Source organism: Saccharicrinis sp. GN24d3 (assembly GCF_052400645.1).
GTDB lineage: Bacteria > Bacteroidota > Bacteroidia > Bacteroidales > Marinilabiliaceae > Saccharicrinis.
In genome coordinates this window covers 1-15,143 of record NZ_JBQTGI010000015.1, presented here as the reverse complement: position 1 = coordinate 15,143, position 15,143 = coordinate 1, and the positions used below count along the sequence as shown (strand labels likewise).

Genomic DNA, 15,143 nt, shown 5'->3' with positions numbered 1-15,143 from the left:
TTATGGCTAAAAAGAAAAGGAAAGATAAAGAGTTTGTTGGTTCAGGCGACGTTGCTTTTAGAAAGATATCGCTCAGGGATTTTGTTTCGGGCAGGATTTTTACAAGGGAAGTAGTGGTACAGCAGCTGCCCTATTTCCTATTTCTAACAATGTTGGCCTTCGCGTATATATCCAATCATTTTAAAGTTGAAAAGTTGCTCAAGAGAGCGGCAGAATTAAATAAGGAGATTCAGGAATTGCAGATTGAAGCCATTACGACATCATCAGACTTGATGTATTTCAGTAAGCAGTCTGTTATTTTAAACAAGGTAAGAGAGGCGGGGGTAGAGCTGCAAGAGCTAACGGAGCCTCCAAGAAAAATTGTGGTAAAGAAAGCGGATTAGTGCATAGAGGATAATAAACTCCAAGTATTTGGTGCTTTGTTACAAAGACTAAGAGAATGACAATTAAAAGAGACATAACATGGAGAGTTGGTGTCATCTATCTGGCAGTGGTAGTATTGGCGGTCTTTGTCTTTGGTAAGGTGGTGCACTTGCAGGCGTTTGAAGGGGCTGAGTGGCGTGCCTTGGAAGAAAAAATGACCAATAAGGAACGTCAAATTGAAGCAAATAGAGGTAATATTTTAGCCAGTGATGGTCGCAAGCTGGCTTGTTCGGTGCCCAGTTATCGTTTGTATATGGATATGATGGCACACGGACTTACCAATGATATTTTTAATAAAAATATAGATAGTCTGAGCATTTGTTTGTCGAAGTTTTTTAAGGATCGCTCGGCAAATACCTACAAACGCAATCTGACTGCAGCCCGACAGGAGCATAAAAGGTATTACCGGATCCATCGCAGAAGGGTTTCGTTTACCGAACTGAAAAAAATAAAGGAATTTCCAATTTTCCGACTCGGCAAAAACGTCGGTGGCTTCATACCCGAGCAATTAGATCAGCGTAAAAAACCTTTTGGGATTTTGGCTTCCCGTACTATCGGAAAATTGTACGAGGAAAAAGAGAAAGGTGGCATGGTGGGTTTGGAGCGTGCTTTTAACGAAGATTTAAAAGGCAAGAACGGGGTGAGCACGTTTACCCGTATTTCGGGACGATGGGTGCCGGAGGAGGTAATGCCACCCCAGAACGGAATGGATATTCTTACTTCTATAGATATTGAAATTCAGGATGTCGCAGAAAATTCCTTGCGACAACAATTGGTAAAGCATAATGCGCATCATGGGGTGGCTATATTGATGGAGGTTCAAACCGGAGCTATCAAAGCTTTGGTGAATCTGCACAGGAAAAGTGAAGGGGTTTATATTGAGGATTATTTTAATTATGCCATAGGTGAGGCCACCGAACCGGGGTCAACATTTAAACTGGCCAGTATCATGGCTGCTTTGGAGGATGGATATATAAATCTGGATGATTCCATTGATACAGGGCGGGGAGTCCATCGCTTTTACGATCGTAATATGAAGGATAGCCATCATGGTGGCTATGGGAAAATTACATACCGACAGGTTTTTGAGAAATCGTCCAATGTTGGGATATCCAGGATGATATTTGAAAATTATAATTCAAATCCCAGACGATTTATAGATAGGCTTTATGCTATGGGTTTGAATAAGAAACACGGATTGGAAATTAAAGGTGAGGGGGAGCCAATGATTAAGTACCCGGGATCAAAAACTTGGTCTGGTGTTTCTTTGCCTTGGATTTCGATTGGTTATGAATCAAAATTGACGCCCTTGCAAATATTGGCCTTCTATAATGCAGTGGCCAATAACGGGAAAATGATGAAGCCCTATTTTGTGGAAGGGGTTTATCAACATGGTGAGGAAGTGAAATCGTATGAGCCCGTGGTGCTGAATCCGTCTATTTGTTCTTTGGGAACCATTGAAAAGGTTCATGAGTTATTGGTGGGTGTGGTTGAAAACGGCACGGGACGGAATATAAAAAACAAAAATTATAAGATAGCCGGAAAAACAGGTACGGCTCAAATTGCAAAGGGGAGTGGGGGCTACAAGAATGGCGGCGTGCAATATCAGGCTTCGTTTGCCGGATATTTCCCTGCGGATAGACCCCGGTATTCGTGTATCGTGGTAGTTAACGGACCATCGAATAATGTGTATTATGGGAATATCGTAGCCGGATCGGTGTTTAAGCAAATTTCTGACAGGGTGTATGCCTCGGGTTTTGATATGTTGGACGAACATCCGGTAGAGATTCCTGCAGAAGGCATTCTTCCCTATTCCAAAGGAGGAAAAAAAGAAGACCTGCTGGCCGTCTTTGAGGAATTGAATGTGACCATTGATGGTAAAGATGTTCAGTCGGAGTGGATTTCTACCAGTGCGCAGGAGCATAAAGTTAATTTTAGCAGAAAAACGTTTTCCAATGGGTTGGTGCCTAATGTTCAAGGAATGGGTGCTAAAGATGCTGTTGCCCTGCTGGAGAATTTGGGGATGAAGGTGATCGTATCGGGACGCGGAAGGGTGATTGGCCAATCGGTACGGGCGGGAACGAGATTGAGAAACGGAACAAAGGTATTTATTAAGCTAGGATAGAAATGACAAAGGTTTCGCAAATACAAGAATGGACACAGGTGAAAACGCTGGTCGGTAACAACGATGTTGTCTTTACCGGGATCACTTTTGATTCTCGGAAGGCTTCGGACGATACATTGTTTGTAGCGGTGCGGGGGGTGAATGTGGATGGTCATTCTTTTATTGCCAAGGCAATTGCCTCTGGTTGTTCTATTGTGGTTTGCGAAGAATTGCCCAAGGAGTGTTATGCTAATATCACCTTTGTGGTTGTTGAGGATAGCGCGTTGGCCTTGGGGGAAATCGCTTCGGGTTTTTACGGAAAACCATCGGAAGAGCTGGAGCTGATTGGAGTCACAGGAACCAATGGTAAAACAACCGTCGCCACCCTGTTGTACGAGCTTTTTCGCGATATGGGCTTTGAATCGGGGTTGTTTAGTACGGTGGCAAATTATATTGGCGACAAAAAATTGGCTTCTACGCATACTACACCCGATCCGGTTGCTCTGAATAAAATCATGCGCCAAATGGTGGATGCAGGATGTAGGTATTGTTTTATGGAAGTGAGTTCACATGCCATCGATCAAAAACGGATAGCAGGATTAAGATATAAGGGAGGTATTTTTACCAACCTAACGCATGATCACCTGGATTACCATAAGACATTCAGTGGTTATCTGAAAGCTAAAAAAACTTTCTTCGACGAATTGTCGAAGGATGCTTTTGCCATGATAAATGTGGACGATAAGAACGGCATGGTAATGGTGCAAAACTGCAAAGCCCGTATAAAAACGTACTCGATACGTGCAATGGCAGACTATAAGGCAAAAATTGTGGAGAGTATGTTCGAGGGGATGCAACTGTTAATTAATAATAATGAGGTATGGACCCCCTTTATAGGAAAGTTCAATGCACAGAATTTATTGGCGGTATATGGAACTGCGATGTCTTTAGGCAGAGATAAAGAAGAGGTGTTGTTGAGTTTAAGCCGCTTGCATTCGGTAGATGGGAGGTTTCAGACTATACGTTCCAGGTCGGGTATTACGGCGGTTGTGGATTATGCCCACACCCCGGATGCGTTAAAAAATGTGATAGAAACCATCAATCAAATCCGTCAGCTGGGACAGGAATTGGTTACAGTTGTAGGGGCCGGTGGCGACAGAGATAAATCTAAGCGGTCCGAGATGGCCAGGGTGGCTGTATTGGGAAGTAACAGGGTGATATTGACTTCGGATAATCCCAGATCGGAAAATCCGCAAGCTATTGTAGATGATATGATGGAAGGGGTGGATTTTGAAAATCGAATAAAAGTGGTGTCGATCATTGACAGAAAAGAGGCCATTAAAACGGCTTGCATGTTGTCGAAGCGTGGCGATATTATTTTGGTGGCGGGCAAAGGACATGAAGATTATCAGGAAATAGCAGGGGTGAAACATCATTTTGATGATAGAGAAGTGATTAAGGAAATTTTTAAAATGATATCATAAGTCGAGAGTCTTATTGTAATCGTGTTTTTATAGGTTAAGAAACAAAAGTATGTTGTACTATCTTTTTGAATACTTGGAGCAGATGGATATTCCCGGAGCAGGAATGTTTCAATATATTTCGTTCCGTTCGGGTTTGGCCGTGATTTTTTCCCTTTTGATAGGTACCATTTACGGTAAGCGCGTGATCAATCTGTTGCAGAAAAAGCAGATTGGGGAAGTCGTTCGTGATTTAAATCTCGAAGGGCAATATGCAAAAAAAGGGACGCCAACAATGGGCGGAGTCATCATAATTGCATCAATACTAATCCCAACCCTCCTGTTTGCCAAGCTGTCCAATGTTTATATTATCTTGATGCTGGTGTCTACCGTTTGGTTGGGGGTGATTGGTTTTTTAGATGACTATATTAAAGTATTTAAAAAGAATAAGGAAGGTCTCGCAGGGCGTTTCAAAATCATCGGTCAAATAGGACTGGGACTGATTGTTGGTTTGACTTTGTGGTCTAGTGATTCGGTTGTGGTGAGAGAGAAAATTCCCGGCGAAACAATTGTTGTGACCAACGACGCGGGTGAGCAGGTTGAACGTCCGGCAACCGTGGATATTAAAACTACCCAAACAACGATTCCATTCATGAAAAACAACCGGTTCGACTATGCCTGGTTTGTGAGTTTTATGGGGGAAAGTGCTGCCAAGTGGGGATGGGTGGTGTTTGTGCTGGCAGTTATTTTTGTCATCACTGCGGTGTCTAATGGCGCTAATATGACCGACGGTTTGGATGGCCTGGCAACGGGGACATCCGCCATCATTGGTACCACACTGGGTATACTTGCCTATGTTTCCAGTAACACCGTATTTGCCGAATATCTTAATATAATGTATATCCCGCAATCGGCGGAGCTGGTGATTTTTATGAGTGCCTTTATCGGTGCCACTATCGGATTTTTATGGTATAACTCTTTCCCGGCCCAGGTTTTTATGGGGGATACCGGTAGTTTGACACTGGGTGGTATAATTGCGGTTTTTGCCATTATCATTAAAACGGAATTGTTGATTCCTATCCTTTGTGGGATTTTCCTGGTGGAGAATATCTCAGTCATGATCCAGGTATCATGGTTTAAATACACTAAAAAGAGATATGGTGAAGGTCGTAGGGTTTTTAAAATGGCACCATTGCATCATCATTATCAAAAGATGGGATATACAGAATCTAAGATTGTGACCCGATTTTGGATTGTAGGAATTATTCTGGCGGTATTAACAATTGTAACACTTAAAGTAAGATAGGAATAGTGAGAAGGCGGATTGTCATATTAGGGGCCGGAGAAAGCGGTGTAGGTGCAGCGTTGTTGGCACAAAAGCAAGGATATGATGTTTTTGTGTCTGATAAGTCAACTATAAAAGAGGCTTTTAAAAAGGAGTTGGATGACAATCGGATAGTGTATGAGCAGGAACAGCATTCGAAAGATAAAATTTATAGGGCAGATGAAGTGGTGAAAAGTCCTGGAATTCCTGATTCAGTTCCAATAATAAAGGCGTTAAGGGAGCGGAAGATTCCTGTTGTTTCGGAGATAGAATTTGCAGCAAGACATACCGATGCAAAATTTGTGGCAATCACCGGAAGCAACGGAAAAACCACTACCGCCCTGCTGACTTATCATGTATTGACAGGTGCAGGATTAAAAGTTGGCTTGGCCGGGAATATTGGGCACAGCCTGGCCCGCCAAATAGCGGTTGAAAAGGCTAAGGATTGGTACGTGTTGGAGTTGAGTAGTTTTCAGCTAGATGGAATGTTTGATTTTAAAGCAGATATAGCTGTCTTGTTAAATATCACACCGGATCACCTGGACAGGTATGATTACAAAATGGAAAATTACATTGCTTCTAAATTTAAAATTATCCAAAACCAAACAGCGGATGACTATTTTATTTATTGTTTGGACGATGAAAATATTTCACGGGAGTTGCAAGTGCGTGATATAAAGGCGCAACAGTTACCGTTTTCAAATTTTAAAGAGATCCGTGAGGGAGCTTTTTTTCAAGATGACAAAATAGTGTTTAATCTAAAGGGGGATGCCATGAGTGTATTTATGGAGCAGCTGGCCATTCAGGGACAGCACAATCGTTATAATACGATGGCAGCGGGTATCGTTGCACATCTGTTTCAAATCCGAAAGCCTGGCATTCGCGAATGCCTCCTCAGCTTTAAGGGGGTAGAACATCGTTTGGAAAAGGTGCTGAAGGTTAGGGGCATGAATTTTATCAATGACTCCAAGGCTACCAATGTTAACTCGTCGTGGTATGCATTGGAGAGTATGGATACCAAGGTGATATGGATTGCAGGGGGAGTGGATAAAGGAAATGATTACTCCGACATAATAGAGCTGGCTAAAAAAAAGGTGAAAGCTTTGGTGTGTTTGGGCACTGATAATAAAAAACTGATGGAAAGCTTTAAGGGAGTCGTGCCAACTATTGTTGAAGTTTCCAGTATGGCCGAGGCTGTTAAGTCAGCTTATTATTTAGGGGATAAAGGTGATTCGGTATTGTTATCCCCGGCCTGTGCGAGTTTCGATTTGTTTGAGAATTACGAAGAGCGTGGTCGTTTGTTTAAAGAATGTGTTAGAAATCTGTAGTACTGTTTGTACTAATTGAATATAATTAAATGGGACTAAAGGCTACCTTACAAAAGTACTTTAAAGGAGACCCCATATTGTGGGGGGTGATAGCCATGTTGGCGGCTGTTTCGTTGTTGGCTGTATACAGTTCAACCGGTTCGTTGGCGTACAAGTACCAGGGAGGGAATACGTATTACTATATGCTCAAGCATTTTGTGTTTCTGTTGGTAGGGATTGCTGTAATTTGGGGGATTCACCAGATGGATTACCGGATGTTTGCCAAATATGCCACGGTGGCATTATGGGTTTCCATTGGGTTACTTCTTATAACCCTGGCTACTGGTATAAGCCTGAATCAGGCCTCGCGGTGGCTGACGGTTCCGGGTATCGGTATTTCGTTTCAGCCTTCCGAATTGGCAAAGTTAGCTTTGATCATGTACATCGCCCGAACGCTTGCCCGTAACCAGGACGATGAGCATGGGGCCAAAGGGGCGTTTAAACCCATCATGACTTATGTCGGAATCGTGTGCCTGCTCATTTTTACGGAAGATTTCTCTACGGCCTTTTTGATTGGATTTATCGCATTTTTACTGATGTTTATTGGTCGTGTGCCATTCAAATATTTGTTCGGAACAGTTGGGGTGGTAGTTATGTTGGTCACTATTTTGTTTTTGGCATCACCTTATTTGCCATTCTTACATAGGGCCGAAACCTGGAAAGCACGTATCGAAAGATTTGTAAACGATGAAGACCAGGAGTCGGAGGGGAGTTACCAATCCCGACAGGCACAAATGGCGGTCGCAACCGGCGGCTTGTTTGGCAAAGGTCCGGGGAACAGTAAGCAACGAAACTTTCTGCCTCACCCGTATAGCGATTTTATTTTTGCGATCATAGTTGAGGAATGGGGGACAATTGGGGCCTTCTTTGTAATCATGTGTTACGTAGTGTTCTTGTTTAGGGCAGGTGTGATTGTCCGTGGGAGCACACGTACGTTTCCGGCTTTTTTAGCCATCGGCTTGTCATACCTGCTGGTGTTCCAGGGCTTTTTTAATATGGGTGTAGCGGTAGGTATATTTCCGGTTACCGGACAACCGTTGCCATTGGTAAGCATGGGGGGTACGTCTATTATATTTACCTGTATTGCTATGGGCGCTATTTTGGCGGTCAGCAGAAATAATATGGAAGAAGCGCAGCGTTTAAAAGAAGAAGCGGAGGTAGCTGGTGTTTAATTTCTAATGCATATGGCGGGTTAAATCAGTCAATTGTCTCTAGTCTTGTAATATTAAGTCGAATAAGTTATGAAGGTGATAATAAGTGGAGGAGGAACCGGAGGACATATATTTCCGGCAGTTTCAATAGCGAATGCTTTAAAAGAATTGGATTCGTCAATACAAATATTATTTGTTGGGGCCGAAGGGAAGATGGAGATGGAAAAGGTACCGGCGGCAGGATATGAAATTGTGGGTTTACCTGTGGCGGGTTTCCAGCGTAGACTTACCTTGAAAAACGTGACCTTCTTTTTTAAATTGGCGGCAAGTATGATGAAGGCGCGACGGGTGGTGCGGCAGTTTAAACCGGATGTGGTGGTAGGTGTTGGTGGCTATGCGAGTGGCCCGGTTTTGCGGGTGGCGACCAATAGAAATATTCCTACCGTTATCCAGGAGCAGAATTCATATCCGGGTGTAACGAACAAGATATTGTCAAAAAAGGTGAGTAAAATATGTGTTGCCTATCCCGAAATGGAACGATTTTTTCCAAAGGATAAGATTATACGAACGGGTAATCCCATACGGCAAAACTTGTTGGGTAAAGTGAGCAGGAAAGAGGCCGCTGAATATTTCGGGCTTGACCCAAATAAAAAAGTGGTGTTTGTAACCGGAGGAAGCCTGGGAGCCAGGACAATCAACGAAGGGATTGAGGCAGGCTACGGGCGGCTGGAAAAAGAAGGCGTTCAGCTGATCTGGCAAACAGGTAAATATTATTACGGGAAGATAAAGGATGCCGTTCCCGAAAATGAGAACATAAAAATCATGGCTTTTGTAGATAGAATGGAAGCAGCATTTGCGTTGGCTGATGTGGTGGTTTCCAGGGCAGGCGCTTCGTCCATCTCGGAAATAGCCTTGCTGGGAAAAGCGGCGGTGTTTGTGCCGTCGCCTAACGTGTCGGAAGATCATCAGACCAAAAACGCCATGGCATTGGTGAAAGAGGGGGCGGCCGAAATAGTGGCGGATAAAAACGTGTCAGATGAACTGGTGGCAAAAGTGTTGGCGCTGTTAAATAATGACGAGGAACTTGAACGGTTGAAACGTAATGTTAAAAAATTTGCAATGCCCGATGCCGCTAAAGTAATTGTAGAAGAAATATGTAAGTTGGTTAAGAGATAAAAATGGATTTTAGTAGGGTAAATAGTGTTTATTTAATTGGAATTGGCGGGATTGGCATGAGTGCCCTGGCGCGTTACTTTAAGGCCAATGGATATGCGGTGGCTGGATACGACCGTACAGAAACTGTTTTGATTGGCGAGCTGCAGAAAGAAGGGATTGAAATTCATTTTGAGGATAAAGTGGAGTTGATAGCGGGTGATTATAAAAATCCGGTATACACATTGGTGGTATATACCCCGGCGGTGTCTCCCGACCATAAACAATTGACTTATTTTAAAGAACATTTGTTTACCGTGAAAAAGCGGTCCGAAGTGTTGGGGTTGCTAACCCATCAGCACAAAGGTATTTGTGTGGCCGGAACGCATGGGAAAACGACAATATCAACCATGATTGCACATTTGTTAAAGCAGTCAAATGTAGGCTGTAGTGCATTTTTGGGAGGGGTGTCCCAGAACTATAAAACAAATTTGTTGCTTTCGGATAAGTCCGACTTTGTGGTTTTGGAAGCAGATGAATTTGATCGCTCTTTTTTGAGGTTGAAGCCTTATTTGGCTTTGGTTTCAAGTGCAGATGCCGATCATTTGGATGTGTATGGCAACGATAGTTCGGTGAAAGAGTCGTTTCAGGAATTTGCCTATTTGGTGAAGCCGGGTGGTATTCTGCTTACCAAAAAGGAGATCGATCTGGCGTTTAAGGCAGGTGAAGGCGTGAAGCATATAACTTATTCCTTGGAAGATAAAGAAGCGGATTTTTTTGCCGAAAACATTCGTTTGGTGGATGGTCTTTATCATTTTGATTTGAATGCACAGGGCGTGTTGATTGAAGATATTACAGTAGGCGTTCCGGGCCTGGTCAATGTTGAAAATGCGGTGGGTGCTTGTTCGGTAGCCTATTGGGTTGGGGCTACGGGCATGGAGATAAGGTCGGCCTTGTCTGAATTTAAAGGAATCAGACGCAGGTTCGATTATCGGATTAAACGTGATGACCTGGTGCTGATTGATGATTATGCCCATCATCCCGAAGAGATAAAAGCCACGATTCGATCCGTTCGGGCGTTGTACCCGGATAGTAAGGTGACGGGTGTCTTTCAGCCCCATTTGTTTTCCAGAACGAATGACTTTTATAAAGAGTTTGCGCAAAGCCTGGGCAAATTGGATGAACTCATCATGCTTGATATTTATCCGGCACGGGAAAAACCAATGAAGGGGGTCACATCGAAGCTTATTTTGGATTTGGTAGACTTGCCGGTGAAAAGGTTGACGATTAAAAAAGAATTGATAAAGGAAATAAAGTCAATGAAGCCGGAAGTTTTGTTAATGATGGGTGCCGGTGATATCGATAAGGAAATTGATAAGGTTGTTGAGGTTCTAAAGTGAAATTTAAAATATATTGTTTTGTAACAATCAGAGTGAATGAATTGAATAGATTGTTTTTTATAGATATACAGAGGTTGAATCTACTGCGTTTTTAAAATAAAATCGAGGCGGGATTTTACCCGTAAATGCATTTCATGGAAACGCTTTCCCATATTTTGGAAAACTATATTCGTTAATCGTTAATAAAAACCTGCCGATTGTTTATAAAAAAGCAGGCTTTGATAGAAGTAAGTTTTGTTTATTCAAATATATTTAAACGGGTTGAAGTAGGTAAGAGGATAATGGTAGCTAAAGTTAAAAATATGATACTGTGGGGATTGGTGATAGCATACTTTCCCGTGCTTTTTGCTTTTGTTTCAAATGGTAAAAGTAAGGTGGTTTGCTCCGACATACATGTTGTGGTCAACGACAGCATCGAAGCTGGTTTTATTACCTCAACCCAAATGCGTAATGTGCTGCTCAATAAATATCCCAATGTTTTAGGTGGTAAGCTGGAAGCCATAGATTGTGAGGAGATTGAGCATTTCATAAAAAAGCATGAGGCAGTCAGCGAGTGTGAGGCCTATTACACTGTTGGAGGCCATTTGAATGTGAGGCTGGAGCAAAGGAAACCGTTATGTAGGGTGTTTTCAGGGCTCTCTTCGTATTACATTGATGAGGAAGGTGAAAAAATGCCTTTGTTTGATAGCTATGCTGCACATGTATTAGTGATAAGCGGACATGTTAACAAGTTGGATAGTCTGTTTGAGGTGATTGAATTTGCAAGATTCATCAAGTCAAATGAGTTCTGGAATGCGCAAATAGAGCAAGTATATGTTGAACAAAACGGAGAGTTCTCTTTGGCTCCCCGTGTTGGCGATCAAATTATTTATTTGGGGTCGCTCGAAAATTATCCGGTCAAGATGAGGAATCTATATGCACTGTATCGCAAAGGATTGCATCCCAGGGAGTGGAATAATTACAAAGAAATTAATTTACAGTTCGAAGGTCAAATAATTTGTACAAAAAAATAACATATGAGTGATACTTCCAATTTAATTGCTGCTATCGACATCGGTACCACAAAAATTGTAGCTGTTGTTGGACAAAAAACTGAGCACGGTAGAATGCACATTGTCGGTATAGAAAAAGTACCGTCGACAGGTGTGAAGAGGGGGGTTGTGCTTAATATTGAGGAAACGGTGAATGCTATCAAGGATTTGGTTTTTAATGTAGAGGCCAAATATGACGTTAAATTGCACGAGGTTTACGTGGGTATTGCCGGTCAGCATATTAAAAGCTTGCGAAACAGAGGTTACCGATATATAGAAACGAGTCACGAAATAACACAGTACGACGTGGATCAGTTATATAAGGATAACTTCAAGATTCCTTTGGAAGCGGGTGAAAATATTTTGCATGTTTTTTCGCAGGATTATGTGGTGGATAACGAAGCGGGAGTCAAAAATCCCATCGGCATGTCTGGCCGTCGTTTAGAGGGTAATTATCATATCGTTTTGGGAAGGATTGCTTCGGTTAATAACATCGAGAAGTGCATCAACCGTGTAGGTTTAAAGCTGAATCATCTGATCCTGGAACCAATGGCATCGGCACGGTCGGTGCTGACAGATGAGGAAAAAGAGGCCGGCGTGGTATTGGTGGATATTGGTGGTGGTACAACCGATGTGGCCGTATTTTACGATGGGGTCATTCAGCATACAGCCGTAATTCCGTTTGGAGGTAATGTGGTAACTTCAGATGTGAAAGAAGGTTGTGCGGTATTGCAAAAACAAGCTGAATCATTGAAAACTCAATTTGGTTCTGCCTTGGGCGACCTGGAACGTGAGGATATGGTGGTTACCATACCTGGAATTGAAGGTTGGGAGCCCAAGGAAATATCTTTTAAATCGCTGGCATACATTATCCAAGCTCGTATGGAAGAGATTGTGGATTATGTGATGTATCAAATAGAATCTTCTAAACTTTACGATAAGTTGGGTGCGGGGATTGTGATAACAGGTGGTGGCTCGTTGTTGAAAAACCTGCCGCAGCTGGTGAAGTTCCGCACAGGACTCGAGGTACGTATTGGTATACCTAACAAATATCTGGCAGAGAACAATGTGGAAGATGCCGGCAAACCAATGTATTCGACCAGTATCGGGCTGCTGTTGAGTGCCATGGATAATCCGGTTAAAAAGGTGGTTGAGCAAGAGTTGTTTTCCGATGAATTTCAAGATGCCGAAGTTCAAAGCAGAAAAGTGACATCCCAGCCGCGTAAAGAGAAAAAACGCAGAGAAAAACCCGAATATACGACAGGAGACCTGTTTGGAAGTTTTAAAAAGACCATAGCAGGAATATTTGACGAGAAAGATGTGGAGATGTAGCAAATAGCTGCTCGCCTAAGCCAACTGCTAAGCCAGCTGGCTCAGGCCTGAATATATTATAATAACATGTAGTTATGTGTCCTGTCTTTGTAGGGCAGGATATCTAAAAAACAAAAAACATGAGCGAGGAGTTAATGAATTTCGATATACCTCAAAACCGCGATTGTATTATTAAAGTAATTGGAGTTGGAGGTGGTGGTAGCAATGCGGTAAATCACATGTTCAATCAGGGTATTAAAGATGTGAACTTTATAGTATGCAATACGGATGAGCAAGCATTGGAAAATAGCTCGGTGCCTATAAAAATTCAATTGGGCGAGTCGCTCACCGAAGGACGCGGTGCAGGAAACAAACCGGAAAAAGGAAAGCAAGCGGCCATCGAGAATATCGGTGAGGTTGAAAAAGTATTGCAGGACAACACCAAAATGGTTTTTATCACCGCCGGTATGGGTGGTGGAACAGGAACTGGCGCTGCCCCGATTATCGCTAAGGCAGCCCGCGATATGGGTATTCTCACCGTCGGTATTGTTACCATTCCGTTTAAGTTCGAAGGGAAATTAAGAATAAACCAGGCTTTGGATGGAATAGCCGAAATGGAGAAGAACGTGGACTCGCTCCTGGTGATCAACAATGAGAAGCTGCGCGAGATGTACGGTGATCTAAAACTATCCAATGCCTTCTCCAAAGCGGATGACGTGCTGTCAACCGCAGCCAAGGGAATAGCTGAAATCATTACGGTTCACGGCTATATAAATGTCGACTTTGCCGATGTGGAAACCGTGATGAAAAATAGTGGAGTGGCCATTATGGGCAGTTCCTCTGCTTCCGGCGATAATAGAGCATTGCTGGCTATTCAGCAAGCGTTGGAGTCGCCATTGTTAAACAGCAATGATATCTGTGGAGCACAAAATATTTTACTTAACATTACTTCGGGCGTGGAAGAAATTACCATGGACGAGGTTGGTGAGGTCACCGATTTTGTGCAGGAAACAGTGGGGATGAGTGCCTCCATCATATGGGGAACGGGCACGAACGAAAAATTGGAGAATAATGTTAGCGTTACCATTATAGCTACCGGTTTCAACACCAAAAACATTGCCGAATTTTCCCAGAGAAACGAGCCGAAAGTTCAACGTTTTTCTTTAGCAGACGATGAGGGGGAGGTGAGTGAAGAAGAAGTGGTGGATATGGCAGATGAAGAACATGTAGTGCTCGATCTGGATGAGCCGGACGAAGGGACTTCAAGAGTCGTGGATTTTGATGCTATTGAGAAAGCGAAAGAAGAAAGAATTAATCTTTTTTATAAAGATACTGTCCGAAAAAAAACGGTAGAGGAAAAAGAACCTGATTTGACATTGGGGAATTTGCAAAGTAGGATATCGACAGGAATAGGAGAGCGTTTTTCTATCTCATCGGAGGAAATGGAGGATGACAGGTATATTGAACGTATTGAAAATGTGCCGGCATATAAGCGCAAAAAATCGAAGCAGGTCGATATTCCTGACGGAGATGATTCGCAGTATAAGGTTTCAAGATTTACAATCTCGGAAGGCAAGGATGGTAAAACTAAAATTATGCGCGATAATCCATATCTACACGATAATGTGGATTAGTGAGGAACTCAAATAAGACCGACACATCAACGATCTGTATAGTTTGACAGCGCTTTGTTGCGTCGGAAATAAGATAAATCCATTAAAAAACCAATTGCAAACGCTGATATGGTGGAGCGGGAATGGCAAGTATGCTAGTGGATGTCTATATTCAGTGGGTATTAAAATTAAATTAAAATAAGCGTGATGACATTACTGGAACAAATATCGCAAGAAATAAAAACAGCCATGAAAGCCAAGGATAAGGTTACCTTGGAGGCTTTGCGCGGAATAAAGAAAGAACTGATTGAAGCCAATACGGCTTCCAGTGAAGAGGTGACTGAAGAGGCAGGACTAAAAATCATGCAAAAAATGGTGAAGCAGCGTAAAGATGCCGCTGCCATTTTTGTGGATCAAGGTCGTGAGGATTTGGCAGAAAAGGAAACAGCCGAAGCAGAGGTGATTGCCAGGTTTTTGCCGGAGCAGATCACCGGGGCCGAACTGGAAAAGTTGGTGGCTGCTATCGTTGAAAAATCAGGAGCCGCATCCATAAAAGAGATGGGTAAAGTTATGGGGATGGCTTCCAAAGAATTGGGTGGTAAAGCCGACGGTAAAGAGATCGCTGACCTGGTTAAAAAAATACTGAATGCCTAGGTTTCCCGAAAACCGAAATGGATGTCATGAATTAAACGCAAGTCTCAGTTTTGGGATTTGCGTTTTTTTTGGTTTAAACCCGGATTATGTATTGGAGGTTCGTCATGAGCATTGCAAGTACAATAAAACAAGGCATTACCGAAACGAGGCATA

The 15,143-nt window shown here is 42.7% G+C and carries 12 protein-coding genes; all 12 read left to right on the top strand.

What is annotated here, in order from left to right; genetic code table 11:
• Positions 1-2 precede the first annotated feature (2 nt).
• The 12 genes from ACT29I_RS17380 to ACT29I_RS17325 all read left to right on the top strand — a co-directional run bounded on the left by ACT29I_RS17380 (position 3) and on the right by ACT29I_RS17325 (position 14,990).
• Positions 3-383, top strand: a complete 381-nt coding sequence (locus ACT29I_RS17380) for an FtsL-like putative cell division protein (protein WP_444794020.1) — start codon at positions 3-5, stop codon at positions 381-383.
• A gap of 56 nt (positions 384-439) precedes the next feature.
• Positions 440-2,548 (top strand): penicillin-binding protein, encoded by a 2,109-nt coding sequence (locus tag ACT29I_RS17375; protein WP_444794019.1) that lies wholly within the window; start codon positions 440-442, stop codon positions 2,546-2,548.
• Between the two features lie 2 nt (positions 2,549-2,550).
• Positions 2,551-4,011 (top strand): UDP-N-acetylmuramoyl-L-alanyl-D-glutamate--2,6-diaminopimelate ligase, encoded by a 1,461-nt coding sequence (locus ACT29I_RS17370; protein ID WP_444794018.1) that lies wholly within the window; start codon positions 2,551-2,553, stop codon positions 4,009-4,011.
• Positions 4,012-4,060: 49 nt separating this feature from the next.
• Positions 4,061-5,293 (top strand): phospho-N-acetylmuramoyl-pentapeptide-transferase, encoded by a 1,233-nt coding sequence (gene mraY / locus ACT29I_RS17365; RefSeq protein WP_430935268.1) that lies wholly within the window; start codon positions 4,061-4,063, stop codon positions 5,291-5,293.
• 5 nt (positions 5,294-5,298) lie between these two features.
• Entirely contained in the window at positions 5,299-6,639 is a 1,341-nt protein-coding gene (murD, locus tag ACT29I_RS17360; protein ID WP_444794017.1) for a UDP-N-acetylmuramoyl-L-alanine--D-glutamate ligase, read from the top strand.
• 29 nt (positions 6,640-6,668) lie between these two features.
• Complete coding sequence (locus ACT29I_RS17355; RefSeq protein WP_430935272.1) at positions 6,669-7,850, top strand: FtsW/RodA/SpoVE family cell cycle protein; 1,182 nt, start codon at positions 6,669-6,671, stop codon at positions 7,848-7,850.
• Positions 7,851-7,919: 69 nt separating this feature from the next.
• Complete coding sequence (gene murG / locus ACT29I_RS17350) at positions 7,920-9,005, top strand: undecaprenyldiphospho-muramoylpentapeptide beta-N-acetylglucosaminyltransferase (protein ID WP_430935274.1); 1,086 nt, start codon at positions 7,920-7,922, stop codon at positions 9,003-9,005.
• A 2-nt stretch (positions 9,006-9,007) separates the two neighbouring features.
• A complete protein-coding gene (murC, locus tag ACT29I_RS17345) occupies positions 9,008-10,381 on the top strand; it encodes a UDP-N-acetylmuramate--L-alanine ligase (protein WP_444794016.1) in 1,374 nt (457 codons plus the stop codon).
• Between the two features lie 218 nt (positions 10,382-10,599).
• Complete coding sequence (locus ACT29I_RS17340; protein WP_444794015.1) at positions 10,600-11,394, top strand: cell division protein FtsQ/DivIB; 795 nt, start codon at positions 10,600-10,602, stop codon at positions 11,392-11,394.
• Positions 11,395-11,397: 3 nt separating this feature from the next.
• A complete protein-coding gene (ftsA, locus tag ACT29I_RS17335; RefSeq protein WP_430935280.1) occupies positions 11,398-12,744 on the top strand; it encodes a cell division protein FtsA in 1,347 nt (448 codons plus the stop codon).
• Between the two features lie 119 nt (positions 12,745-12,863).
• Positions 12,864-14,357, top strand: a complete 1,494-nt coding sequence (gene ftsZ / locus ACT29I_RS17330; protein WP_430935282.1) for a cell division protein FtsZ — start codon at positions 12,864-12,866, stop codon at positions 14,355-14,357.
• 186 nt (positions 14,358-14,543) lie between these two features.
• Positions 14,544-14,990, top strand: a complete 447-nt coding sequence (locus ACT29I_RS17325; protein ID WP_430935284.1) for a GatB/YqeY domain-containing protein — start codon at positions 14,544-14,546, stop codon at positions 14,988-14,990.
• Positions 14,991-15,143: the final 153 nt, after the last annotated feature.

What these genes read in the sequence shown, in the direction of transcription:
- ACT29I_RS17380 (WP_444794020.1), top strand. Translation starts at nt 3, where the DNA reads ATGGCTAAAAAGAAAAGGAAAGATAAAGAGTTTGTTGGTTCAGGCGAC.
- ACT29I_RS17375 (WP_444794019.1), top strand. Translation starts at nt 440, where the DNA reads ATGACAATTAAAAGAGACATAACATGGAGAGTTGGTGTCATCTATCTG.
- ACT29I_RS17370 (WP_444794018.1), top strand. Translation starts at nt 2,551, where the DNA reads ATGACAAAGGTTTCGCAAATACAAGAATGGACACAGGTGAAAACGCTG.
- mraY (WP_430935268.1), top strand. Translation starts at nt 4,061, where the DNA reads ATGTTGTACTATCTTTTTGAATACTTGGAGCAGATGGATATTCCCGGA.
- ACT29I_RS17355 (WP_430935272.1), top strand. Translation starts at nt 6,669, where the DNA reads ATGGGACTAAAGGCTACCTTACAAAAGTACTTTAAAGGAGACCCCATA.
- murG (WP_430935274.1), top strand. Translation starts at nt 7,920, where the DNA reads ATGAAGGTGATAATAAGTGGAGGAGGAACCGGAGGACATATATTTCCG.
- murC (WP_444794016.1), top strand. Translation starts at nt 9,008, where the DNA reads ATGGATTTTAGTAGGGTAAATAGTGTTTATTTAATTGGAATTGGCGGG.
- ftsA (WP_430935280.1), top strand. Translation starts at nt 11,398, where the DNA reads ATGAGTGATACTTCCAATTTAATTGCTGCTATCGACATCGGTACCACA.
- ftsZ (WP_430935282.1), top strand. Translation starts at nt 12,864, where the DNA reads ATGAGCGAGGAGTTAATGAATTTCGATATACCTCAAAACCGCGATTGT.
- ACT29I_RS17325 (WP_430935284.1), top strand. Translation starts at nt 14,544, where the DNA reads ATGACATTACTGGAACAAATATCGCAAGAAATAAAAACAGCCATGAAA.